We start from the raw sequence: 25,163 nt of genomic DNA, 5'->3' as shown, positions 1-25,163 counted from the left end.
ATGATTCACGGTCTCATTCAACAGCTCATAAACCAGGCACTTGCCACCCAATTAATCGAGCGGGAAGATGAGATTTATGCAAGAAACCAAGTTTTGGCACTATTACAGATGACGGAGTTTATCGAAAATGATGGAGAAACCAATCTAGAGATTCCCGAATTGTTGGAGAAGATCACGGATTATGCCTGTGAACAAGGAATAATCGAAGATATCTTTGATGAAAAGGAAATTTTCTCAAGCAAAATTATGAATTGTTTCCTTCCTCGACCATCTGAGGTGAACAAGCTTTTTTATGAAAAATATCAGCAGAATCCTGAAGCAGCAACAAAGTTTTTCTATGAACTAAGCAAAAATAGCAACTACATTCAAATGAAGCGGATTCGCAAAAATATGGAGTATCAAGTGGCAACAGAATTCGGTGAGCTGGATATTACCATTAATCTTTCTAAGCCGGAAAAAGACCCGAAAAGCATTGTCCGCGAGCAGGAGGTACAGCAAACAGCTTATCCAAAATGTCTTCTTTGTATTGAAAATGAAGGCTATGCCGGGAGAATGGGACATCCTGCCCGCTCCAATCATCGAATGATACGAGTGAATCTGTTGGACCAGACTTGGTATTTGCAATATTCACCATATGTGTATTACAACGAGCATTGTATCGTCCTATCTGAAAACCATTCTGAAATGAAAATTAATGAAGAAACCTTTTTGCAGCTGTTAACCTTTGTTGAACAGTTCCCGCATTATTTCTTAGGTTCTAATGCGGATTTGCCGATTGTGGGTGGGTCGATTCTTTCTCATGATCATTATCAGGGCGGGAATTATGAATTTGCGATGGCGAAAGCTCCGGATGAGTGGCATTTTGAAATGGCTAGGTTTCCATCTGTTCAATGTGCTGTTGTAAAATGGCCGATGTCTGTTATTCGCCTTCGTTCTAGACAAATAAACCCGCTTGTCCAGGCGGCCGGACATATCCTTTCAAAGTGGAAAAATTATAGTGATGAAGCACTGGATATTATCGCATGGACTGGTGAGACACCACATAATACGATTACCCCGATCGCACGCAAAAAGGGAGAACGATATGAGCTGGACTTGGTTCTTCGCAATAACCGGACGAGTGCCGAGCATCCGTTAGGTATTTTTCACCCTCATGCGGATGTTCATCATATTAAGAAAGAAAACATCGGTCTAATTGAGGTAATGGGGCTAGCTGTTTTGCCTGCGCGCTTAAAGGAGGAGCTAGCAGAAGTCGAAAATTACATCCTAGGAAAATCAAGTTTGGTTGCCGATTATCATAGGGAATGGGCGGAACAGTTAAAAGCTCGTTTTGGTGCATCTGTGAATGAATTCAATGTACAATCCATTGTCAGAGAAGCAGTCGGAAACAAATTTTTAAGAGTGTTGGAGGATGCGGGGGTATTTAAAAGAGATGAAGCAGGAACCGCAGGATTTAAACGGTTTATTCAAGCATTATCTTGATTAAAAAATGGGGTGATAAATCAGTGAAATTGGTAGAGCGGGAATTTGGTCATTACTATGGTGAGCCGGTGATGGAGTATACATTAACGAATGATTCAGGAATGTCCGTTTCTTGTTTGAATTATGGATGTACCATTACAAAGATCATCGTACCTGACCGCAATGGTAAGTTTGAAAATGTAGTTCTTGGTTTTGATACTTTGGAAGAGTATGTAGATTTCTCACCTTACTTTGGGTCAGTGATAGGACGTGTAGCAGGACGGATAAAATATGCTGCGTTTGAGTTGGATGGGGTAGAATACAAACTGGCAGCAAATGAGTTTCCGAATCATTTACATGGCGGAAGAAAAGGGTTTGATAAAAGGATCTGGAAAACTGAACCGGTTGAACAAGAAGATGCGGTTGGCATACGATATACTTACTTAAGTCTAGATGGAGAAGAAGGCTATCCCGGAAATTTGGAAATAAATATTCTTTATCTTTTATCGAATACGAATGAGTTGTGCATTACCTATGAGGCTAGGACGGATCGAAAAACATTGGTAAACTTAACGAATCATTCATATTTTAACCTAAGCGGCAATTTAAAACGAGACTGTACGGATCATATTCTTCAATTAGATAGTGAACGTTTTTTAGAGCTTGGTTATGATTTGATTCCTACAGGGAAAATTATCGAATCAAAGAATACCCCATTTGATTTTAATCAAGGACGCCTATTAAAGTCAGGGATAAAATCTTCCCATCCGCAAAATGTACTGGTCGGAAACGGCTACGACCACCCGCTTTTTTTTGCAAAAAAAGGGGAAAATACCATCACGCTAAGTGAGAAAGAAAGTGGAAGGTCACTTATGATTACAACGGATCAACCATGTGTGGTTCTTTATACAAGTAATCAGCTGAGTGGCTCATTTTCCATATCAGGTGTCCCTGCGAGGAATTATCTTGGGGTATGTCTTGAAACACAAGGTCTTCCGGATGCGATCCATCATCCGAATTTTCCATCCATCATATTAAATCCGGAAGATGTTTATCAATCTACAACAAGGTATCGTTTTTTTGCTAATACAATAGGAGTTTGATTATGGCGACCATTAAAGATATTGCTAAAAAAGCAGGCGTGTCAATTGCTACCGTATCAAGGGTGCTGAATTATGATACGACGCTTTCTGTCAGTGATGAAACGAAAAAAAGAATTTTTGAGGCGGCAGAAGAACTAAATTATAAGAAAAAATCCGGTGTGCGCAAATCGGAATTTGGAAAAATTGCGCTCATTCAATGGTATACCGAAAAAGAAGAGCTGGAAGATTTGTATTACATGTCGATTCGGCTTGGGGTGGAAAATCGCTGCCGTCATCATGGTATACAATTGGTAAAATATTTTTATGACAGCCTTGAAGAATTAAAAGAGGAAGAGATTCAAGGTCTCATTGCAATCGGAAAATATAGTAGAAAGCAGGCCGAAGAACTATTTGCCTTATCGAGAAATCTAGTGTTTGTTGATTTTTCACCGGATGAGGATCAATATGATTCCGTAGTTACTGATTTGGATAGAGCTGCTGTGAAGGTTTTACATTATTTTCTGGAAAAAGGTCACAAACAGATTGGCTATATTGGGGGAAGAGAAGAGTTTAAAGACCAAACCTCTATGATTGAAGATCCAAGAGAACGGGCATTTAAGCGTTATTTAACAGAAAAAGGGCTATGGAATAACGCATTTATGTATGTAGGAACTTTTTCAGTGGACCAAGGCTATTCCCTTATGAAAAAAGCGATTCAAGATCATGGGGACAACCTTCCAACGGCATTTCTGGCTGGAAATGACCCGTTGGCCATCGGGGCGCTTAGAGCACTGTTGGAAGAGCAGATACCAGTACCTGAACGTGTAAATATTATTGGTATCAATGACATAAGTGTATCAAAATACGTGTTTCCTTCTTTAAGTACAGTAAAAGTTCACACGGAGTTAATGGGTGAGACAGCTGTTGATACACTGTTAGAAAGAATCGAAGGAAGGAAAATAGTCAAAAAAATCAATATCGCCACAGAGCTAATGATAAGAAACAGCAGTTTTTGAGTTAGTTTACTTTAAGATCTAAACCAAGTTAATAAGATAGAACCAACAACAAACCAATTTAAAACCTGAACGATGAAGGCTGACTTAAAAGGTCCTTAAAAAAACGACTTTATTAGGGTTCAGCCTATTTTTTTAGAAGATGTATTGGATATTTATCGGTAAATCTCGGGCCTCTTTGCAGGAGGCAATTTGTCAAGGGACCCCTAAAATTTATCTTTTTGTTCGGGTTTTTCCAACATGGACAATACGTATGTCAAAGCTTCTTTTTTCGGTTATTATCCTCTTCCTTCCATTGTTGGCGTTAATGATGTTCTGTATAATATTGGTATTCATCTGAGAGTGGGGGATACTTATGAGCAGATTGTCGATTACAGCCTATGTTGTAGGAATTGTGTGTTTTATAGTTAGCTGCTCGTTTGCGGTTTTTTACGGATATAAAGTCGTTACCCATCAGCTTCCAACTGAAGAAAAAGAGCTAAATAACGATCGATACCATTTTGTTTTGATTCCAGAAGAGTTAGATAATGATTATTGGAGATTAGTAGAAGAAGGAGCTAGGGCTGCTGCAAAGAAGTATGACGTTTTACTTGAATACACGGGACCACGTCAGGCAAATTTTGATGATCACCTTAAAACGATTGAAATGTCAGCAGCTGCAAAAGTGGATGGGATCATGACTCAGGGATTAAGTGATGAACAATTTAGTCCATTAATTAATCGAATTGTGGAAAAGGGGATACCCGTTATTACGGTTGATACTGATGCTGCTAATAGCAAGCGTTTGGCCTATATTGGAACGGATAATTATTATTCTGGATTTTTGGCTGGGAAAGCGCTGATTGCTGATACAAATGGACAAGCTAATGTAGCGATCATTACGGGGAGTTTTAATAAGAACCATCAAAGGCAGCGAGTCCAAGGCTTTAAAGATGCCATCCAATCGGAAAAGGGAATTCGAATTGTGGCCATAGAGGAATCTCAAATCAGCAGGGTACGTGCTTTTGAAAAAGCATATCAAATTCTTCAGGAGCATCCAGAGGTCACCGCCTTTTTCGGGACGAGTGCTTTAGATGGGATTGGTGTAGCAGAAGTAGTCGAAAAATTCAATAAACAAAAACGAATTTATATCATAGGATTTGATTTGCTGAAAGAAACACAGAAATATATCCGGAAGGGGACCATCCAGGCTACCGTTGTCCAGGAACCATTTGAAATGGGATATCGTGCTGTAAAGATGATGATTGAACTACGTGAAGGGAAAAAAGTGCCTTCAATCATTCATACAGCTACACGGATTTTGAGAAAAAATGATTTACCTCCTTATATGAACAATATTAAGGGGGTCAGATAAATGTTATTCCAAATTCGAACGAAACTACTCTTTTATTTTATCATTCTAGTTATTTTATTAACCTCTGTTGGTTTATTTTTTTACAAAAGCAGTGAAAAATTAGTGACAGAGTATGAAGACAGCTTTGAGCGTTTTCTATTACTTAATGATATTTCTCAAAGAACCAATTTCATAACCGAAAAATTGCATGCATATATTCTAGATCAAGATATGACTTATCTAGAAGGCTATCGAAAAGAAAAACTAAGATTGATTAAGGACCAGAAACGCCTTGAGAAAATTATGGATTCGAATGATTTGACATTAAAAAATTATAAAAATTTAATTGATAGTTTCTTAGATGAATGTGATGCAACACTTGGCACTTTTCAAAAAGGTGAGATCAATTTATATTCGGAACATTATAATGAAGTGTTGAAAATTGCCTCTTTTCTTCATGAAAGCACATTAGTTCTATTAAATAATAAACTTACTGATTATCAAAAGTTCTTCAATCAAATGGAGCAGCAAAATGAATATTATCGGCGAATGTCTTTTTCTCTGTTTGCGGCAGCGTTTTTTCTAAGTGCCTTACTAGCATTATGGATCTCCGGAGGGATTACAAAACCTATTCGCTTACTATCTGAAGCGGCAAAGGAAATTTCAACAGGGAATTTGGCTGGGGAAGATATTAAAGTCACCACCAAAGATGAATTAAAACCGTTAACAGAGACGTTTAACCAAATGCGAGCAAACCTTCGTCGGCTTGTATTGGAAATTAAACAGCAATCGGAATTGGACCAGCTGCTGAAAGAATTAGAATTAAGAAACTTGCAAAATCAAATTAATCCGCATTTTTTGTTCAATACATTGAATACGGTTTCAAAAATGGCTTATTTGGAAGAAGCGGAAGAGACATCACGATTAATTGAAGCAGTAGCAGCGATTCTTCGATACAATCTTGGTGACATTAATCAGGCTACTTCCCTCCGCGAAGAAGTGAGAATTGTAAATGAGTATTTTTTTATTCAAAAAACAAGATTTGGGGAACGGATTCAATTTAAAACAAGTATTGAGGAAGATTGTTTGGATTTTGAGATTCCAAGACTAATATTGCAACCTCTCGTTGAGAACGCCTTCATTCATGGAGTAGAGTCCTATGAAGAAAATGGGGAAATTCATCTTAAAATCTACCGGAAAGATGACCGGATTCACATTGAAGTGATGGATAATGGACGGGGGATGGAGGAGTCTGTGAAAAGAAAGCTGCTTCAATTCATGAATCGTACGTCAACGGAGGGAACCTATGACCAATCAGAAACATCTAGAGGAAATTCCACTGGTATAGGGGTAAGAAATGTAATTAGAAGACTACAGCTTTTTTATCAGCAAAATGATTTGGTTGACATTGAATCCGAATTAAACCAGGGGACGAATTTTAGACTGATGATTCCTGTCTCTGATGAAGGGGGGAAAGACGATGTTAAAAATTCTAATCGTGGATGATGAGGTTCTTGAACGGAAAGCCTTATCGAAAATCATCAGTAATTCGAAGAAGGATGTAATGGTAATAGGGGAAGCTCCTAATGGAAGAATAGCCATTGAAATGGCTGATCAGTATAGACCCGATATTATTTTTATGGACATAAAAATGCCTGGAATCGATGGTGTACAAGCAGTAAAAGAAATAAAAAAATTTGCTCCTGACATTCGGTTTATTATGGTTTCCGCCTTTAATACATTTGAGTATGCAAAAGAGGTGATGCAACAAGGTGTGAAGGAATACATATTAAAACCTAGTAGAAAGGAGGATATCCTTTCTAGTTTACAGCGTGTGGCCGATGAGATCCTATTAGATCGCAGGAAAAAAGAGGAACAGGAGGAATTACGAAAGAATCTTGAACGAGCTGTATCGATTGCTCAGAAAGAGTGGGTTTCTTCTCTATTATTGAGCAGGGTGCAAGATATTTCTTTGGAAGAATGGGGGCAATTGTTAGGGGTAGAAATTACTTCGGCTTATATTATGTTATTTTTCATACAGCGACCAGGGGAAGCAGAGCTTAGCACTGCTGAAAAAGAGGAATGGTATCAGTGGCTAAAAAAGACTTTAGACTTGATGAAAACCGAGCATGAGTTTATGGTAGGGCCTTTAACAGAGAATCAAGTCCCTGTTTTATGCCTATGTAAAAAGACTGTTGAAAGGACTTCCTTTCGAACAAATGCCCAAAAAATCATTGACCATATGTTCCAGCTTTTTCAAAAGAAATCCTTTAAAGGAAATTTACGGATTACGGTAGGCAATCCATATAATCAGGCCTACGAGTTAACTAAGTCCTACCATGAGGCGATGGAAGCATTAAAAACTTTATTAAAAAAGTCTGGCCGAAGTTATTTATTTTCTGGAAAACTGGGAGCCAATGAATCACAATCCGTTTCCGGAGTCCTAAAAGTGGAAAAACAGTTACTTGATGCAATACGGCAAGGAGATATGAATCAGGTTTTACTCTTGTTCAATTCCTATATTAAGGGACTGAAGGATCACAATAAGTTGGAGAGGAACCAGTTGAAAAAATCGTTTGATGAAATGTTTGTTTTGATTTCCCGAATGCTCCATGAACTGGGAATTCCATATGAAACAACACCTGTCATGGATGAATCATGGGAAACCGAGGTGGCTCTAGAAAAAGGGAAAAATTACATATTAGAGGCTGCCCGTCATGTCCAAGTTTGGAGGAACAATCATGCAAAGGGTATGTTACATATGGCTAAGGAATTTATAGAAGCCCATTTTGCTGAGTCGATCACTTTGGAACAGGTGGCCGAATATGTAGAACTCAGTCCCTATTACTTTAGCAAACTATTTAAGGACCGATTTGGTATGACCTTTATTGATTATTTGACAGAATTGAGAATAAAACAGGCTAAAATGATGATTGTTGACCAAGGAAAGAGTTTGAAGGAAATTTGTTATTCGGTTGGATATAAAGATCCTAATTATTTTAGCCGGGTATTTAAAAAGCATACTGGGTTATCTCCAACAGAGTATCGCAAAGCCATCATATATGAATAAAGTCGGGAAAAAATGAGCATGGATGCCTAATCTTGAAAGGGTTCGGTAATTTTTTTTACTTTGAGACTTGACTAGCTCCAGCGCCCTAGCGGCGAGACGCCTTCGGTCTCCGCCCTACGATAAGTAACATCGAATCGCCTTTCGTCTCTTCGTGTTTCCTTTATCTCAGTTGGAGGCCCTCCATGTCATACGCCGCTAAGCAGGGCGCTTGCGCTTTTCCTATAAGATAGGAAAGGGGATAGGACTTTGAGAAATGTCTAGCTCCAGCCTCCTAGCGTCTAGTATCCTTCGCTCTCCGCCCTACGATAAGTCAACATCGAATCGCCTTTCGTCTCTTCGTGTTTCCTTTATCTCAGTTGGAGGCCACCACAAGGAAGGCCCCGGCAGCATAAACATCGCACGACCGAAAGCGGTAGCTTTTGGGAGGAGGCTATACGCCGCTGAGCAGGAGGCTTCCGCTTTTCCGATAAGATAAGAAAGGGGATAGGACTTTGAGAAATGTCTAGCTCCAGCTCCCTAGCGGCTAGTGCCCTTCGGTCTCCGCCCTACGATAAGTCAACATCGAATCGCCTTACGGTTCTTCGTGTTTCCTTTATCTCAGTTGGAGACCCTCCATGTCATACGCCGCTAAGCAGGGCGTTTGCGCTTTTCGAATGCAAAATAATCTAGAAATTCACAATATTATGCTAGACTTTAGACCTATGGATCGAAGTACTCCCATGATACTATTTTTGTAAGGGATTACATGGAAGGTAAGTTGAGCGTACCTAAATATTTAAAAGGAGAAGGGTGAAAAGATGAAAAAGAAAAAAGGATTGATTCTATCATTAACAGTGGCGTCTAGTATTCTATTAGCTGCTGGCTGTAGCAGTTCTACAGGTGGTTCAAGTGAGTCTGGTAAGGAAAAAGAAGGTCTTCCTGCTGTCGGTGCAACCATTTACAAGTTTGATGATAACTTTATGTCCTATGTCCGTCGGGCAATGGAAGATACAGCAAAAGGGAAAGTAAATCTTATGCTGAACGACTCTCAAAACGACCAAGCAAAACAAATTGAGCAGATTGATACTCTTATTGCTAAGGGCGCAAAATCGCTAGCAATTAATCTAGTAGATCCAAAAGCAGCACAAACAGTTATCGATAAAGCAAAACCTAAAAATATTCCAGTTATCTTCTTTAACAAAGAGCCAGATGAAAGCGTATTAAAAGGATATGATAAGGCTTACTATGTAGGAACTACTTCTTCTGAATCTGGTGTAATCCAAGGAGAATTAATTGCTAAAGCTTGGGAAGCGAATAAAGACAAATGGGATAAAAACGGTGACGGCAAAATCCAATACGTATTATTAAAAGGTGAGCCTGGACACCCAGATGCCGAAGCACGTACAAAATTTGCAGTAGATACGATTAAGGAAAAAGGCATTCAAGTGGAAGAATTAGCCCTTGATACAGCCATGTGGGATGCGACAAAAGCGACAGAAAAGATGGATGCTTGGATTTCCAAATACAATGATACGATAGAATTTGTAATCGCTAACAATGATGGTATGGCATTAGGTGCCATTGCTGCTCTTGAAAAAGCAGGCTACTTCTCTGGTGACAAATTTATGCCAGTTGTAGGCGTAGACGCAATTCCGGAAGCACTTGAAATGATTGAAAAAGACAAGATGGTTGGAACCGTCTTAAATGACGCGAAAAACCAAGGGAAAGCAACGATTGAACTGGCAACGAATGCGGCAAATGGCAAGGATGTATTAGAAGGAACAGAATGGAAGCTTGATGACAAGAAAGCTGTTCGCGTACCTTACGTTGAAATCACAAAAGAAAACATCCAAGTTGGTAAAGACGCTTATAAGTAAGATGAATAAGGAAAAGAGGCAGCGCCTAGTCCGGGGATGTCAGATAGCCCTTTGGCGCTCCTCGAACGAAGGAAAAGATCATGCTTTTCCTTCGTTCGGGGCATTGCTTTAAGGACAAATGTTAGTAAAAAGGGGACACACGAATGAAGTCCTTCTCATTATTTTTAGATGGATCGGCGAGGAGGTTCGCTCATGTCAAATATTCTTGAAATGATTAACATAACGAAACGATTTCCCGGTGTTGTCGCGTTAGATCGTGTATCACTTAAAGTGAAGGCGGGTTCGGTCCATGCCTTGATGGGGGAAAATGGGGCAGGAAAATCGACATTAATGAAATGCTTATTCGGCATTTACTCCATGGATGAAGGAAAAATCATTTTGGATGGGAAAGAAGTGTCGTTTGCGAATTCCAAACAGGCGCTTGAAAATGGTGTGTCCATGGTCCACCAGGAACTGAATCAAGTACGTCAGCGAAATGTAATGGATAATATTTGGTTGGGACGTTACCCGAAGAAAGGCATTTTCATTGATGAAAAGAAAATGTATGAGGACACGGCAGCTATTTTTAAAAGCTTGGACATCAACATTGATCCCCGCAGGAAAGTAAGCAGCTTATCCGTTTCAGAAATGCAGATGGTAGAAATAGCAAAAGCGGTTTCCTATGATTCAAAAGTCATCGTCATGGATGAGCCGACATCCTCACTGACTGAAAAAGAGGTTGCTCATCTATTTAAAATTATCCGAACACTGAAAAGCAAAAATGTCGCCATCATTTATATTTCTCACAAGATGGAAGAAATTTTGAAAATATCCGATGAAGTAACTATAATGCGCGATGGTCAATATATCGCAACTAAAAGTGCAAAAGATTTAACCACAGATGAAATTATTAAGCTGATGGTTGGGCGTGACCTGTCTCAGCGTTTTCCTCCTAAGGTGAACAAACCAGGGGATGTGATTCTCAAGGTTAAAAACCTGACAGCAGAAATGCAGCCTTCGTTTACGAATATCAATTTTGAATTAAGAAAAGGCGAGATATTAGGGATTGCGGGGTTAGTTGGCTCTAAACGGACAGAAGTGGTTGAGGCATTGTTTGGTTTGAGAGCGATCCAGTCTGGAACGATTGAACTTCATGGTAAAGAAGTCATCAATGATTCCCCGCAGCAAGCGATTAAAAATAGTTTTGCCCTTGTAACAGAGGAAAGACGTTCGACAGGGATTTTTCCAGGGTTAAGCATTAGTTTTAATTCAATTATTGCTAATTTACCACAGTATCGGCAAGGGATTTTTTTGTCAGAAAGCAAAGTATATGACGATACACAATGGGTCATCGATTCTATGAAAGTTAAAACACCTTCTCAGAAAACAGCGATTGGAACTCTTTCCGGCGGTAACCAGCAAAAAGTCATTATTGGACGCTGGCTGTTAACCAAGCCAGATGTATTATTGTTGGATGAACCGACACGGGGAATTGATGTTGGAGCAAAATTTGAAATCTATCAACTTATTAATCAACTGGCATCTGAAGGGAAAGGAATTATCATGATTTCTTCTGAAATGCCGGAATTGTTGGGAGTAACTGACCGAATTTTAGTAATGAGTAATGGAAGAGCAGCTGGAATTGTAGAGACAAAGACAACTTCACAAGAAGAAATCATGCGATTGGCAGCGTTGTACTAGGAGGGGATTCAAATGAATAATGAGGCCAAAAAAGGTTCGAATATCATAAAATGGCTGTTTGATAATGTGATTTATGTCTTTTTAGTTTTGTTGGTGATTGGAATCATCATCGCGTCTCCGGATTTTCTATCCATGACGAACTTTATTAATATTCTTAGCCAGTCATCTTCAAGGATTATTATCGCCCTTGGAATTGCGGGTATCCTAATTCTCGGCGGTACAGACTTATCAGCTGGACGTCAAGTAGGACTTGCAGCGGTTATTTCAGCTTCATTGTTGCAGGCAGGAGATTATGCTTATAAGATGTATCCCAATTTGCCAGAACTACCTTTATTCGTTCCGATTCTTATTGCCATGGTGATTACGGGTCTATTTGGAACATTAAATGGCTGGATTGTTTCGAAATTCCATGTACCTCCGTTTATTGCCACACTCGGTATGATGATAGGTGTGTATGGGATTACTTCCATTTATTTTGACCGACCTCCATATGGTGCACAGCCAATTGGTGGTTTAAGTGAAGCTTTCACAACTTTTGCTCAACGAGGAATTAAAATAGGTCAATATGAGTTTCCATATTTAATTTTTTATGCCGTTATTGTTTCTATTCTAATTTGGATTATTTGGAACAAAACGCAGCTGGGGAAAAACATGTATGCGATTGGCGGAAATCCGGAAGCAGCTAAGGTTTCGGGTGTAAATGTTGCGAAAAACATGATTATTATCTATATGATTGCCGGACTTCTATATGGTTTTGCTGGTACACTTGAAGCTGGTCGTGTCGGTAGTGCGACGAATAATACCGGGAACATGTACGAACTTGATGCGATTGCTGCTGCTGTAGTTGGTGGGGTGTCCTTATCAGGTGGTATTGGAACCGTAGCCGGGGTTATTACAGGGGTTCTGATTTTCCAAATCATCAACTATGGACTAGCTTTCCTCGGTGTCAGCCCTTATATTCAATTCATTGTCAAAGGTGCGATTATCGTTGTTGCCGTTGCTTTTGATATGCGCAAACATGCAAAAAAGAAATAAGCTGGTCGTTTATTGGGCAGTCCTCTTTTGGGGATTGCCTTTTTTTTATTTCTTTTGTGATGATGAAAGTTAGTATGGCTATTAAGTGAGGAGAAAAGTCGTTCATCGGGTGAATGATTGATATTTTCATCATGTGAGAGATATGAAAGGTCCTTCATCGGTATTATGAAGGACGTTTTCTTAATATACCTTATTATTTGTTTCCACCCGACATTGGAATCGAATATGTCCTTTTAATTGCTTCTATGAGACATTTTCACCCAGTTTTAAACCTTTCTAGTTCTTCCATTTACGCTTAAGCACTATTGCATAAAAACTATTACAAAGGAATTTTTAAAAAAACCTTTCTTTTTACCAACGGATGGAATATAATACGAACTGTATTATGAATAATAGTACAGTTAATACAGATTGGGGGTCCGTTATGTTCGAATTAGACATGAGGAGCCGAAAGCCGATATATGAGCAGCTGGTCGAAAAGATTAAGGAGCTAATTATGAATGAGGTGCTCAAAGCGGATGAACAGCTGCCATCGGTAAGAGCCTTGGCCACCGAACTTACCATTAATCCAAATACAATACAAAAGGCATATCGGGAACTTGAGAACCAAGGTTTTATTTATTCCATTAAAGGAAAAGGCAGTTTTGTAAACCCGAACAATCAAACAAGGGACATTGAAAAAATACAATCCGTAAAAAAGGACCTCGAAAAATTAGTCTTGGAGGCACTGTACCTTGGAATTCCGGCACAGGAAATCATCAAGCTTGTTCAAGACTTGGATGCTTCAAAAGGGGGAGGCGAAAGCCATGATTGAAATGAAAAACGTGAGAAAATCGTTTGACCGTTTTACCGCTATCGAAAACGTGAACTTACGTATTCAAAAAGGCTCCATCTACGGATTAATTGGATCAAACGGAGCGGGAAAAACAACCATCATTAAGCTGTTGGCAGGAATTTATCTTCAGGAGAAGGGCGAGGTCATGATTGACGGACAGCCAGTTTTTGAAAATGTAAGACTCAAGCAAAAGCTGTTTTATATACCAGACCAGCCGCACTTTTTCTCTCAATATACGACCAAACAAATGGCTCGCTTTTATAAAAGCTGCTACCCAACCTGGGATGAGAGGAGATTCCAGAATTTAATAAATGCGTTTGAGGTCGATATCAACAAAAAGATTCAAACTTTTTCAAAAGGGTGGCAAAGACAAATTGCCTTTATTTTGGCCTTATCCGTTAAACCGGAAATTCTTATACTTGATGAGCCGATGGATGGTTTAGATCCGGTTGTGCGGAGGAAGGTGAAGAATCTAATGATTCACGATGTCGCAGAAAGAGAAATGACCATCTTAATATCTTCCCACAATCTACGGGAGATTGAAGACATTTGTGATCATATTGGCATTATCCATAAAGGAACACTAATCATGGAAAAAGAACTTGATGAACTGAAGGCGAATGTTCATAAGGTTCAGGTTGCTTATAAGGATGGAGTTCCGGATCAGTTGCTCGCCAAATTTAATCCACTTCATTCGGAAAAACGAGGAAGTGTTCATCTGTTGATTGTTAGAGGAGAAGAAGAAATCATTGCCAAACACATTCGCCAAACTAATCCGGTCATTTTCGACTTGCTCCCACTTACGCTTGAAGAAATTTTTATTTATGAAATGGGGGATATCGGCTATGCCATCAAAAATGTCATTGTTTAATAAGGAATTAATCTTTCAGATTGGACGAAGTATGGGCTGGGTTTCTTTGATCTATTTTTTCACTTTGTTCTTTATTCTTCCAATTAAAATGTTAATGATTCTCCATTCAAAGGAAGATCTTCAATATTACCAGGCGAAAACTAGTCTTTTTGAATATGAATATCAGATTCAAATGGGTTTAATGATCGTTATACCAGTACTTCTGGCGGTACTATTATTTCGTTTTTTGCATGTTAAGCAGGCAAATGTCCTAATACACAGCCTCCCAATTAAAAGGGATAAAATCTATCATCATTATGCACTAGCCGGAATTTTCTTGTTGGTTGCTCCTATATTACTAAATTCAATCATTTTATTATTTTTGTATTCTTTCTATGATATTGAAACCCTATTCACGGTGAATGATATCATTTATTGGGCCGGTACCACCCTTACTATTAGTCTACTTCTTTATACAGCTAGTGTGTTTATTGCGATGATGACAGGGATATCGGCAGTCCAGATCGTTTTAACTTATATTTTTGTCTTGTTTCCAACTGGTTTTATCCTTTTGTTATTTACTAATTTAAACATACTGCTCTACGGTTTTCCAAGTAGTTATTTTTTGAGAAAGCAATTGGAAAATTTATCTCCCATTACCTTTGCGGCAGAGCTGGAAGGAAGAATTACTTCATGGAAGATTTTGATTGTGTACGTAATATTAGCAGTGGTTCTATATGGATTAGCCTTATTTTTCTATAAAAGAAGAAAGCTGGAAACAGCTTCTGAAGCCATTTCTGTTGCAAAATTACGGTCCATTTTTAAATATGGTGCATCTTTCTGTTTCATGCTTTTTGGGGGAGCATATTTTCATGTGATTTCCTACGAAAACATCGGTTGGACAGTGTTTGGCTATGTGGTGGGAGCTGCTTTTGGCTATTTTGCAGCAGAAATGGTTCTTCAAAAAACATGGAGAGTTTTTACAAAATTTAAGGGTCTGGCTATCTTTCTAGGGTTCATTGCCTTTCTAGTGATAGGGAGTCAAGCTTTCGGATTCTATGAAAGAAAAGTCCCTGAGCAATCTGAAATTAAACGAGTCTTGGTAGGTGATAATCCTAGTTTTTACTTTGATAGTCAAGATGGGTTTACCGACAACTTTAATAATCCGAAACCATTGAAGGACCCACAAAACATTGCGGCGGTTAGAACGCTACATGAACAAATCATTGCTGATAAAGAAATTCTAAAGGAAAGCAAGAATGATTCAGGTACTACCATCTTTTTTATCTATGAATTGAAAAACGGTAAAAAGGTGGTTCGCGAATATCATGTGATGATGGAGTTATATAAGGATCTCTATAAACCTATTTATGAGTCAGAGGAATTTAAAAGAAATTCAAAAGAGATTTTTATGGTCGATGAAACGAAAGTCAAGAATATTGTTATCGCGGCAAGTGGGTCGGTTAGAAAGGAAGTAACGTTGTCGGATCCAAAGGATGTACAAAAAGCCATTTCATTAATAAAAGAGGATGTGCTGGCCGAATCCTTTGAGGATAGCGTGTATTTCCAGTTCGGGGGATCGACCATGGAACTGCAATTGGGCTTGGAAAATTCGTTAATATTCGAATTAAAGCCAACTTATGTAAAATTTTATGAATGGTTAAAGGAAAAAAATCTGTTTGATCAAGCAAAAGTTACTGCGAAAGATATTTCAAAAGTCGTGGTAGCAAAAGGTGAATTTTCACCTATGGATTCGGAGGAAGTAAAAAGAAAAGTAGAACAAAACGGAGATTCCTTGAAAATAACCGATAAAAAACAGATCGATCGTGCATTAGAAACAGCAGGGGGTAATTATGAAGAGCAATACAGCTATGTGGCAGTCTTTTATTATAATAATGGGGAGGATTATGAAGTTCTCTACTTTGACGAGGAGCATGTTCCGGATTTTGTCAGAAGCCACTTTAAGTAAGGTTACTCATGATGGATAAAAGGGGTGGAGATGTGAAAGCGGCTGAATTTAATCAACTTTATACCAAATATGCAAAGCGTCTTCTATATATTGCTTATAAATATACGAAAGATCTCCACCAGGCGGAAGACATCGTTCAGGAGTCTTTTCTAAAGGCATATAAGAAAATTCATACAATCGAAGATAAGACTAAATTAGGAGGGTGGCTGTCCGCCATTACCGCTCGGACCGCCATCGACTTCCTTCGGTTGGATAAAAGAAGGAATTGGTTCCTCATTGACGATTCCATGCTGGAACCGCTGATGGGGGGAAATGTCTATGAAATAAGCACAGAAGAAACAGTTCACCTCCGACTATTCAAAGAAACTATTAGCGACTCCTTAAAAAACCTATCAAAAGAATTCCAAGAAGTACTTGTCCTAAAAATACAATATGGTTTGAAAGAAAATGAAATCGCCAGCCTCCTCGACATGAAATCAGCCACTGTCAAAACCCGCCTATACCGGGCGCGTAAACAGCTGAAGCAGCTCGTTGGTGCCTAATCCTTTTTTTTAATAGGTATTGATTTTTATATAGAGAGGTGTTTTCTTATTATAAGAAGGCATCTCTTTTTGAATCATTTTATGTAAGTTAACTAGAGAAGGTTGGAGTCATGTTGGTTCAATGATAAATTCTTTGTCGGGTTTCTGGTTTCCCTTATCCTAACAATCAATGGATGAACCAGTCGACTGGAGGGATTGGTGTTTTTAGAGGAAAAAATGAGTAGACGGTTTTTTGGGGAGGTCTGTTATTTTGATTTTTAAGGGGACATTGAAGAAAGCAGGAAAAACGACTGAAACGCCATTTGAAGTAAGGAAATTAACGATGGATGATTTGCCAGAAATTTTGCAAGTTCAGGATGTTGTTTATCAACGACTGGAGAATAAAGAGGTGCTTCAACCGCTCACCAAGGAGGAGTTTCAGTTTATTTTAGAAGGAAATGGTTTTATGCTTGGTGCATTTGCAGAGGTCGGACTGATCGCCTTTCGTGCCATGCTAGTGCCGCATATAGACGCCGAGCATCTGGGCTGGGATATTGGGTTGTCAGAAGAACAATTGAGGCAAGTCATTTATCAGGAAATCTCGAATGTGCTACCGGAATACCGGGGCAATCGCCTGCAGCAATTATTAGCAAAGTTAATCATGAGGGAACTGGGGAAGGAAGCTCCCTCTTACCGTTATGTGTGTTGTACCGTTGCCCCGTTTAATATCCCGAGCTTAAAGGACAAATTCGCTCAAGGAATGCAAATTGCTGCTCTCAAGGAAAAATATGGTGGTCTTTTGCGTTATGTATTTGTAAAGGATTTGTTCGAGGACGAGGACCTGCCTTGGAAGGAAGTCGAAGCCATTAAAATGAGTAATACAAGAGGCCAACAAGAAAAACTTAAACAAGGCTGGCGCGGTTTCAAAATGGAACAAAGAAACAACGAAATATGGGTGTATTACGGAAGAAGATAAAAAGCATGAACCATTTCTCGATCAAGGGGAATGAAATGGTCCATGCTTTTTTCCATGGTTTATTTGCCTTATTGGCTGCAAACTTATGTCAAGGGATAGGGGTGCTCTCATTTTAAAACGAATCAAACGTTTGATTAATCATGTTATGACGCTACTTCTAATTTTATTCGCTTCCGCCTGTACACCATTTTCGACAGAAGTAAGCTACACTCATAAAGAAAAAGCAGTGGGATGATGACAAGGATGTCAGATAGAAAGTCTGGTGGTGTAAGTAGAACAGCTGTTATAAGTAAAACGAAATAAGAATATTTTCGATTTTTTTGTAACTGGTAAGGCTTCAGCATACCAAGGCTCGTTAGGAACATGATCACTATTGGGAGTTCGAACAAAAAGCCAAAAGGAAGGGTCATGTGAATGAGAAATCGGAAATATTTTTCCGTTGTAAAAAAATTAATAAACATTCCATCTGATAGGGATAGCAGGAAATCAAAGACAAGCGGAAAAATGACAAAATAGCCAAAACTGATTCCACAAATAAATAAAAGGAATAATGCCGGAATATAGGCTAAAGTCACATTCCGCTCCTTTTTCGTCAATGCTGGACGTACAAACAACCATACCTGACAGGCAGCCATTGGAATGGTCCCAGCTATTGCAACAACAGCGGCTAATAGGAAATACATCCATAAAATATCACTAGGACCTAATATAGCCAATTTGATTTCTAATTCCTTAATCAGCCACCGATAAATATCCTCTACATAGACAAAAGCCGCAATAAAAAATAAAATAAATGTGCCCAGCACAACCATCAACCGCTTTCGCAATTCCTCCAAATGGCCAACGAAATCCATATCTTGGCTATTCATGTTAGATACCTCCTTGAAAAAAGAAGATGCAAGCAACACTGGCCGCTTACATCATCGGAATGAAAAATTTAAATGGTTTTTTCCTTATTGATGGTTGTCATGACTTTTCCTTGATCTTCATCTGAAACCAATTCACGTGTCGATTTTTTAAATTCTTTCAGAGTCGAACCGACGGCCCGGCCTAGCTCTGGCAGTTTGGAAGGACCGAAAATGATTAAGGCAATAACCAGGATAAGAATTAAACCGGGGATCCCAATGTTTTGTAACATAGGTTGACCTCCATTAAATGACTTGTTTTATATGTTTTCGCTGTTGTGAATAGTTAAAGAGTTTATACTTTGCTCGGCTTCGGCAAAATTCACAACGGGTACCGACCCCCGCTTCAGGTACTGTTTGAACATGAGGGATATAAATCAATTTCAACGCATCTTTCACGTGTGAGGGACAAACTAAAATCATCATTATCCACCTTCTATTCACTAGGGACGGTCCGTCCTCGTTAAACTTATTTAAACTTTCCGCCTTGAATGGCTACTAAGGCAGAACGTCCAAAACTTTGACCAGGATATGGATTCCATGTTTCAGGATGCTGAATATCTAAAAATAATGTACGTTCATCCGGTGTCAACCATGGTCCTGTACATTCGCTACCCTTTGGTCCAGAGGCAAATTGCTGTGGCTTTCCATAATTTTTTCCATCCGTAGGAACGAGGAAAACACCGCAATTTTTATAAGCTGCATAAACATTATCCTCTGTAGCACTAAAATCCTCGACGACCCATAGGTTGCCCTTACTGTCAAAGTGAAGGTTATCTGGGCAGGTGATGCCGCTTTTCTGTCCGCCGGCAACAAATACTTCAAAGGTAAAAGAATCGCTGCCATGGTCACCGTCTGGAGGGACAAATCGAATGATCTGTCCATGGAAATTCCCGTGGCCAGAATTATTGGTTAATGATAGAAAAACAGAACCATCCAGTGGATGAATTTCCACATCCTCAGGGCGATCCAGCTTTGTACCACCAACAGCACGAGCCGCTGCACGGGCATTGGTCAGAACTTCCGCTTGGTCAGCAAACTGCGCTTTCAAGGTAGGGTTGCTCTCATGGTCAAGGGCAATCCATTTTTGTTTACTGAGGTCTGCAACATATAAGGTCCCCTTTTCTAAAAGATCAAAGTTTGCCTCACGGTTAACTGGATTGAACTTTTTCTCACTAATAAATTTATAGAAACATTCATCCCCTTTGTCATCACCCATATATACGACGACTCTTCCATCATTCGTTAGCCCCATAGCTGCATTTTCATGGGCAAAGCGTCCAAGTGCCGTATGCTTTCGAACGGGACGCTTCGGATCAAACGGGTCCACTTCCACGACCCAGCCATAATGCGTGTCATTAAAGTTTGGCCACCCATAATCATGCCCATATTCTGTATTTTCCTCACAGGATAACACTGTATTCCATAAAGTGCGACCGCCGCTGCAGTTTCCGAGCGTGCCTTCCACTTTCACGGCGCCATTTACTGCTTTGCTGCCGCGGGCTGGGCCTGTTAACTCAATGGGTGTTGTCCCATCCACACGGCGATTATATGTATCATCTTGAACCAATTTCCACTCGCCTTTTTCTTTTTTGACATGAATTACGGAGCCGCCGACCGCTTCTTTCTCCATTTTTAAAAGGTGGGGGTAGTTTGCTAGGTTCTCTTTTTTAAAATTTGCCGGATCCAATCCTAGTAATTTCATATAGTTGGCAGGTTCAGGGAATTCATGGTTTACCCAAATCAATCCTTCTTCGGAATTGTTACCACCTTTTAAACTATCAATTGGAAAATAGACAGTAAGATCTACGGAGTCTCCAAATTTTTCTCCTTTCGAGTTAATGACATCACCATATGAAGCAATGATATTGTAGTGATAGCCTTTAGGCAGGACTAAATCATTCTCCCATGTACGCTGAATCGGTTTAAATGATACCGTAAGAGGTTTGCCTTTTCCGGAAGGTTTTCCATTCATCAAATGATTGGCTGCCATCGTGTTTTCGGTTAATGCTGCAATCCCAGATGATGCGGCAACCAAGGCAGCGGTACTACTTCCTACATAGGTTAAAAAATGACGACGATCCATTAAAGTTTCTCCCCCTTTTAAATGGTTTGGGTCATTCACAAGTTTGATTATAGAGGGGGAATGTAGAATAGAAGTTAAGGGAATGTAAAAAAAATATTAAGAAAATTTAAATGATTCGTAAAGTGTAAATTTGAGTTGGCTTTGTATCTTATGTAACACAATAAATATTTCTTATTGTATTTTATAAAAACAATGAAATTTATTTATTGAACTAATAGGAATATATTGTACAAAGGAGGTGGAAGAAATGGAATTTGTCCTTCTTTACTTGATTGGTATCTGTGCAACAACGCTTGGGACGCTGGCTGGAGGAGGAGGGCTGATCAGTCTCCCAGTTATGTTGCTAATGGGAATGCCTGTCCATTCAGCCATTGGTGCCAACAAAGTTTCGAATACGATTAGCTCCTTTTCAAGCTTTTATCATTTATATAAAAAGAAAGAAATCTCTCTTAAAGAATCCTTATGGATGATCCCTGTAAGTCTTGGAGGAGGGATAACGGGAGGTTTTATTGCTTCTAAATTATCTGGGGACAAGATGTATATCATTGCGATCATTTTATTAATTTTTGCTTTCATTACGTCATTTAAAGGAAAGAAACATTTTTCTGGAACCGAGCCTTTAAGGATGAATCGTGTCAGCATTCCAGGACTATTTGGAATTGGAATGTATGACGGACTATTCGGACCTGGACAGGGGACACTGATGCTCTATTTGTTTGGTTATATGAATATTGCCTATATTCGTGCTGTTGCTTTGGCTCGGTTAGCTACCTTTTCAAGCTGCTTCGGTGCAGCAATTACTTATATTGCAGCTGGTAAAATCCTTTGGCCAATGACGCTAGCCCTCCTTTTAGGTTCCCTTACAGGTGCTCAAATTGGTGTTCGTATGGCAGAAAGATTAAAACCGAAATATGTGCAACCTCTATTACGGATGGTTACCGTTGCCCTTATGATTCAGATCTTGGCAGAAAAAGTATTTTAGATCAAAGGGCAATCGAATGGAAAAGTGAATAAGCACTCACTTTTTATTGGTGAGTGCTTCAAACTATTGGTAATAGGAGAATTTGGCCTGGATGGTCGCGGTAATTTTTCTTTTACCAGGCTGGATGGGGGGAACGGCTTCGCTTTTGGCGTACAGAGAGGTTTGAAAAGGAACGATTGGTGGAGTTTGGTTGATTTCCTGAATCCAAATTGGAATCCTATTTAATTTTACTCCCATCTCTATTGTTAATTCTGTCGCTTTCAATTGAGCATCCTTTAAGGCAAGTGCTAATGCTTGATTGTAGTAGACTTGTGGATTTTTTAGGTTGAATTCAATGTTAGAAACGGTATTTGCCCCATTATTAACTGCAGTATCGACGATCAGTCCTGTGCGATCGACTGTATGATTGATAACCTCTAATATATGGACGACTCTATACCCACGTAGAGTTTGTTTCCCGTCTATATAATCATAGACCATCTCGATTCGGTAATCTGCTGTTTTAATATCTTCGTTAGGAATCCCAATGTTTATTAAGGCCTGGATGACTTTTGCTGTCTTTTCATTATTTTCTTGCTGGGCATCGGATAAATTTATCCCTTCTGAAATGACCCCTAAGGTAATAGTGGACATGTCGGGTGATACATATACAGATCCTTCCCCCGTTACTTTTAAAATATTAAAGTAATGTCGCACATTGGAAGTCCATTCTGTATGTGTCCGTCCCCATGGTTGTGGATAATACATAGAAATACTCCTCCTCCCATACGAATACCTCTCGACTTATTGTATGACAGAGTTATTTTATGATTCCTTCTGCCTAAAAAAACAAGATCAAATTACGGTGTGGTAAAGGAAGACTATCTGTACTAAACAGAAATGACAACCCATATATTTTATTAAAACGTATAAGGGAGGGGATTGTTTGGAGTTTCATCAAATGTATGACCCGATGGGAAATACGTTTCTTTCTACACTATTAGCAGCTGTGCCCATTTTGACATTGTTGTATTTTCTTGCAGTCCACCCACATAAAGATAAACTAGGAAGAAGGCACCATGGGATTGCTGCACCAAAAGCTGCTTTTATAGCAGCGATCGTCACCATTTTGATGGCGATATGGCTTGTCGACATGCCTGTGTCCTCGACATTGGCTGCATTTGGTTATGGATCTTTATTTGGTATCATGCCGATCGGATGGATTATTGTTGCAGCGATGTTTTTGTATACGATTACATTAGTGACCGGTCAATTTGATATTGTCAAATCATCGGTTGTTTCCTTATCATCTGATAGGCGTATTCAAACGCTTCTTATTGCATTTTCTTTCGGGGCATTTATTGAAGGGGCAGCTGGTTTTGGAACTCCGGTTGCGATTGCTGGGGCACTGATGGTTGGTATGGGCTTTCGGCCATTGGTGGCGGCTGTTTTGTGTTTGATTGCTAATACGGCACCTGTTGCTTTTGGTGCGGTGGGAACACCAATTATTACCTTAGCCAATGTAACGGGACTGCCTGAATCTGCTTTATCTGCAATGGCAGGCCGTCAGCTTCCATTCTTCTCCATTATCGTTCCATTTTGGTTGATTGCGACCATGGTTTTCATGCATAAAGGAAAATGGAAGCAAGTCATAGAAGTTTGGCCGGCTATTGTTGTAACAGGTGCTAGCTTTGCCCTTACCCAATTTGCTGTTTCTAACTATATTGGTCCGATGCTTGTAGATATTGTGGCCGGTATTGTCTCCATGCTTGCATTAATTTTACTTCTTAAAGTTTGGCAGCCAAAGAATAAGTTTTATCTTCCTGGTGAGGAAGAAGAGATGAAAACACTGGAAGTACAGGAATCCCAATATAGCCGTGGCCAAGTGGTTAAGGCTTGGACGCCTTGGGCATTTCTTACTTTATTCGTATTTTTGTGGGGATTGCCTCAATGGAAAACCTTCTTAAATTCATTAAACTTCTTTGGTCTTAAGTCTATATATAATATTCCTGTCCCTTATTTAGACCGGTTAGTTTTCCGTGGTCCTCCGCTTGCAAAAGAATCGGCTCCCGAAGCTGCGGTATATGCTTTGAACTGGTTATCTGCAGCAGGAACAGGTGTATTTTTTGCTGCCATATTAAGCGGTTTGTTCCTCCGGTTAAGTAAAGAACAGTGGAAATTGTCGGTTGTACGTACGGCACAAAGAATGAAAACTCCTTTAATTACCATTGCATTGGTATTAGGCTTAGGGTATACGACCCGCTATTCCGGATTAGATGCAATACTAGGTCTTGCATTCACGAAAACGGGCGATCTTTATCCATTCTTCGCCGCTATGTTAGGTTGGCTTGGAGTCTTTTTGACAGGCAGTGATACCTCTTCGAATGCCCTATTTGGAAATATGCAGCGAATTACCGCTGATCAATTGGGGCTTGATCCCGTCCTGATTGCTGCATCCAATTCAACGGGTGGGGTTATGGGTAAAATGATTGATGCTCAAAGCATAGTTGTAGCGACCGCTGCCTGTTACGAGGATCGAAATGAAGGGGCTAATGCAGTAGGACCTATATTCCGAGCTGTCATTTTCCACAGTATTGCTTTAGCTGTTTTAATGGGAGTCTTAGTCATGCTGCAAGCCTATATGTTCCCTTGGATGATCCCAACTTATACCTTGTAAGCACAAAAGAGAGGGGAATTACTCTAAGTAGTTCAGATAACGTAGAGAAACAATAAAATTAGCAGTACAAATCGAGTATGAAATCGCAAAGGTTTCATACTCGAATTTTTATTGGTATGTAAAAGGTTCTCCTCCGCTTTCGTTATTGAATTAACAAGTGATATATCATACTAATTAACAGAGTGACAACAAATATTGTCACTTCGTATTTTAGGTGCGATTAAGGTTGTCATTTGAGGTGTTAAAAATAAACAAAAGGAATAGGAAATTTATGTTAATCTATAAAGAAAAGCAAAATTGTTCTTGTTCCATTAACGGGCAGTTAAATGGAGTAATTACAAACCTAAATGAAAAGGGTGATGTCAAATTTTATTGGTAGGTTTGTATCAGAATGAAAGGGGGAGGAGGGATAGAGTGAAATATTTTTTTGATTTTATTCTAGCAATACTGGTTTTTCTTATTACATCGCCAGCTCAGTTCTTAGAAATGGATTGCTTTTTTGGCAAGCATTAATCATTGGATTCTCTGTTGTTTCACTAGGGGCTTTGACTGAAACCTTGGGAAGTCCAATGTGGTTAATAGTATTAGTTCCATTTCCAGTAGGGATGTTCTTACTTTACTTATTCCTTAATGTAACTGTTTCTCAATGGTTACTGACATATATAATTACTCTTGCAATATACACAGTTATTCATATACCTATGAGTTATTTCTTTCATTTCCATTCTTTAATTCCAGCGTGGAAACTATCTTGAGTCATTATTCAATAATCTTGGTCTTTAATGCAGTAAGCCCCGTTCAAAAGAGAAGCTCAGAGTTTACAATTGATTTAACTACTCTGAGCTTTAGTGTG

Annotated in this window: 20 protein-coding genes; 16 read left to right on the top strand and 4 right to left on the bottom strand. The window is 39.3% G+C overall.

Features of this window, described 5'->3' with window-relative positions; all coding sequences use genetic code 11:
• From galT to GZA11_RS06310, 14 genes are all read left to right on the top strand, one after another.
• The gene (gene galT / locus GZA11_RS06375; protein ID WP_163183242.1) at positions 1 to 1,482 is read left to right on the top strand and encodes a UDP-glucose--hexose-1-phosphate uridylyltransferase; all 1,482 of its coding nucleotides are present in this window, start codon (positions 1 to 3) and stop codon (positions 1,480 to 1,482) included.
• Between the two features lie 23 nt (positions 1,483 to 1,505).
• Positions 1,506 to 2,564 (top strand): aldose epimerase family protein, encoded by a 1,059-nt coding sequence (locus GZA11_RS06370; RefSeq protein WP_235924892.1) that lies wholly within the window; start codon positions 1,506 to 1,508, stop codon positions 2,562 to 2,564.
• 2 nt (positions 2,565 to 2,566) lie between these two features.
• Positions 2,567 to 3,559: a LacI family DNA-binding transcriptional regulator gene (locus GZA11_RS06365; RefSeq protein ID WP_038538990.1), complete on the top strand. Its 993-nt coding sequence runs from the start codon at positions 2,567 to 2,569 to the stop codon at positions 3,557 to 3,559.
• A 352-nt stretch (positions 3,560 to 3,911) separates the two neighbouring features.
• Positions 3,912 to 4,910: a sugar-binding protein gene (locus GZA11_RS06360; RefSeq protein WP_051968252.1), complete on the top strand. Its 999-nt coding sequence runs from the start codon at positions 3,912 to 3,914 to the stop codon at positions 4,908 to 4,910.
• Positions 4,911 to 6,395: a sensor histidine kinase gene (locus GZA11_RS06355; RefSeq protein ID WP_038538992.1), complete on the top strand. Its 1,485-nt coding sequence runs from the start codon at positions 4,911 to 4,913 to the stop codon at positions 6,393 to 6,395.
• A complete protein-coding gene (locus GZA11_RS06350) occupies positions 6,370 to 7,959 on the top strand; it encodes a response regulator (RefSeq protein ID WP_163183241.1) in 1,590 nt (529 codons plus the stop codon). The genes GZA11_RS06355 and GZA11_RS06350 overlap by 26 nt, the downstream gene beginning before the upstream one ends.
• A 797-nt stretch (positions 7,960 to 8,756) precedes the next feature.
• Complete coding sequence (gene mglB, locus GZA11_RS06345; RefSeq protein WP_038538996.1) at positions 8,757 to 9,815, top strand: galactose/glucose ABC transporter substrate-binding protein MglB; 1,059 nt, start codon at positions 8,757 to 8,759, stop codon at positions 9,813 to 9,815.
• Positions 9,816 to 10,007: 192 nt separating this feature from the next.
• Positions 10,008 to 11,495, top strand: a complete 1,488-nt coding sequence (mglA, locus tag GZA11_RS06340) for a galactose/methyl galactoside ABC transporter ATP-binding protein MglA (protein ID WP_163183240.1) — start codon at positions 10,008 to 10,010, stop codon at positions 11,493 to 11,495.
• Between the two features lie 12 nt (positions 11,496 to 11,507).
• Entirely contained in the window at positions 11,508 to 12,530 is a 1,023-nt protein-coding gene (gene mglC / locus GZA11_RS06335) for a galactose/methyl galactoside ABC transporter permease MglC (protein ID WP_163183239.1), read from the top strand.
• 424 nt (positions 12,531 to 12,954) lie between these two features.
• On the top strand, positions 12,955 to 13,344 hold the full coding sequence (locus tag GZA11_RS06330; RefSeq protein WP_038539002.1) for a GntR family transcriptional regulator: 390 nt from the start codon (positions 12,955 to 12,957) through the stop codon (positions 13,342 to 13,344).
• On the top strand, positions 13,337 to 14,236 hold the full coding sequence (locus tag GZA11_RS06325; RefSeq protein WP_163183238.1) for an ABC transporter ATP-binding protein: 900 nt from the start codon (positions 13,337 to 13,339) through the stop codon (positions 14,234 to 14,236). The genes GZA11_RS06330 and GZA11_RS06325 overlap by 8 nt, the downstream gene beginning before the upstream one ends.
• Entirely contained in the window at positions 14,211 to 16,184 is a 1,974-nt protein-coding gene (locus GZA11_RS06320) for a DUF6449 domain-containing protein (protein WP_163183237.1), read from the top strand. Before GZA11_RS06325 ends, GZA11_RS06320 begins: the two co-directional genes overlap by 26 nt.
• 8 nt (positions 16,185 to 16,192) lie before the next feature.
• On the top strand, positions 16,193 to 16,726 hold the full coding sequence (locus tag GZA11_RS06315) for an RNA polymerase sigma factor (protein ID WP_081905119.1): 534 nt from the start codon (positions 16,193 to 16,195) through the stop codon (positions 16,724 to 16,726).
• Between the two features lie 247 nt (positions 16,727 to 16,973).
• Positions 16,974 to 17,681 (top strand): GNAT family N-acetyltransferase, encoded by a 708-nt coding sequence (locus GZA11_RS06310; protein WP_144243012.1) that lies wholly within the window; start codon positions 16,974 to 16,976, stop codon positions 17,679 to 17,681.
• Positions 17,682 to 17,824: 143 nt separating this feature from the next.
• Here GZA11_RS06310 and tatC read toward each other — a convergent pair whose 3' ends face one another.
• The 3 genes from tatC to GZA11_RS06295 form a co-directional block, all read right to left on the bottom strand.
• Positions 17,825 to 18,550 (bottom strand): twin-arginine translocase subunit TatC, encoded by a 726-nt coding sequence (tatC, locus tag GZA11_RS06305; protein WP_163183236.1) that lies wholly within the window; start codon positions 18,548 to 18,550, stop codon positions 17,825 to 17,827.
• Positions 18,551 to 18,618: 68 nt separating this feature from the next.
• Positions 18,619 to 18,819: a twin-arginine translocase TatA/TatE family subunit gene (tatA, locus tag GZA11_RS06300; protein ID WP_163183235.1), complete on the bottom strand. Its 201-nt coding sequence runs from the start codon at positions 18,817 to 18,819 to the stop codon at positions 18,619 to 18,621.
• Positions 18,820 to 19,055: 236 nt separating this feature from the next.
• A complete protein-coding gene (locus tag GZA11_RS06295; protein ID WP_163183234.1) occupies positions 19,056 to 20,672 on the bottom strand; it encodes a PhoX family protein in 1,617 nt (538 codons plus the stop codon).
• Positions 20,673 to 20,919: 247 nt separating this feature from the next.
• Here GZA11_RS06295 and GZA11_RS06290 point away from each other — a divergent pair, with 247 nt between their 5' ends.
• On the top strand, positions 20,920 to 21,654 hold the full coding sequence (locus GZA11_RS06290) for a sulfite exporter TauE/SafE family protein (protein ID WP_163183233.1): 735 nt from the start codon (positions 20,920 to 20,922) through the stop codon (positions 21,652 to 21,654).
• A 63-nt stretch (positions 21,655 to 21,717) separates the two neighbouring features.
• Here GZA11_RS06290 and GZA11_RS06285 read toward each other — a convergent pair whose 3' ends face one another.
• On the bottom strand, positions 21,718 to 22,401 hold the full coding sequence (locus GZA11_RS06285; RefSeq protein WP_163183232.1) for an SIMPL domain-containing protein: 684 nt from the start codon (positions 22,399 to 22,401) through the stop codon (positions 21,718 to 21,720).
• A gap of 178 nt (positions 22,402 to 22,579) precedes the next feature.
• On the opposite strand from GZA11_RS06285, the gene GZA11_RS06280 reads away from it, so the two are divergent.
• The gene (locus GZA11_RS06280) at positions 22,580 to 24,310 is read left to right on the top strand and encodes an L-lactate permease (RefSeq protein ID WP_204317746.1); all 1,731 of its coding nucleotides are present in this window, start codon (positions 22,580 to 22,582) and stop codon (positions 24,308 to 24,310) included.
• The last annotated feature ends 853 nt before the right edge of the window (positions 24,311 to 25,163 follow it).

Origin of the sequence: Neobacillus sedimentimangrovi (genome assembly GCF_010614825.1) — a bacterium.
Taxonomy (GTDB): Bacteria; Bacillota; Bacilli; order Bacillales; family Cytobacillaceae; genus Neobacillus; species Neobacillus thermocopriae.
The sequence above is the reverse complement of the archived record's forward strand: the minus strand, read 5'-3'. Positions and strand labels throughout refer to the sequence as shown.